The organism is Pseudoramibacter alactolyticus ATCC 23263, from assembly GCF_000185505.1.
In the GTDB taxonomy this organism is placed as follows: domain Bacteria; phylum Bacillota; class Clostridia; order Eubacteriales; family Eubacteriaceae; genus Pseudoramibacter; species Pseudoramibacter alactolyticus.
In genome coordinates, this window is sequence record NZ_GL622381.1 from 1 (window position 1) to 576 (window position 576).

Here is a 576-nt window from a genome sequence, read left to right on the forward strand (position 1 = left end):
ATAGCCCAAGGAACCAGAATGCGGCTCGGACGATGCCACGTCCGGCCATCGCCCGGTGCATGATGAGCGCCATGATGACGCCGAGGATGGTCTCGAGCACGACTGTAACGACACCGAACAAGGTGGTGTTCCAGAAGGCGGTCCAGAATCTCTCCCCGGAGCCGGTGAAAATGTCGGCGAAGTCCTTCATCCCGACGAACGGCTCGGTCTCGTTGACGAATCCGGTTTCTGGATCCAGCCCGGGCTGGCCGTAGAGGGTTTGCTTCATCGACTGAATGACGGGGATGACGATAAGGGTAGGTGCGATGAGTGCTAGGGCTAGACGTTCTTGAGATTTGGCCCGCGAAGACCTTTTGTTGGTCTGTTCCACTGTTGCAGTGGTCATGGTAAAGCTCCTTGTCCCCTGGCGCTGTTGGCCGGGTGGTGCGAGCAAGATCCATAGGTACGGCGGGGTAGGTGACCCGCCCCGCCGTGTCCATGTGGTCGAATGACAGTCAGTTCTTGATGATCGTCTTCAGCTTCTCGGCTAGTTGCTTGGCCGCGCTCTCGGCGTCAGTCTTGCCCTGCAGAGCTGGG

Annotated in this window: 1 pseudogene; it reads right to left on the reverse strand. The window is 59.0% G+C overall.

The window, feature by feature from the left end:
- Nucleotides 1–385 (reverse strand): annotated as a pseudogene (locus HMPREF0721_RS11255) (sugar ABC transporter permease); the annotation flags it as partial.
- Nucleotides 386–576 lie beyond the last annotated feature (191 nt).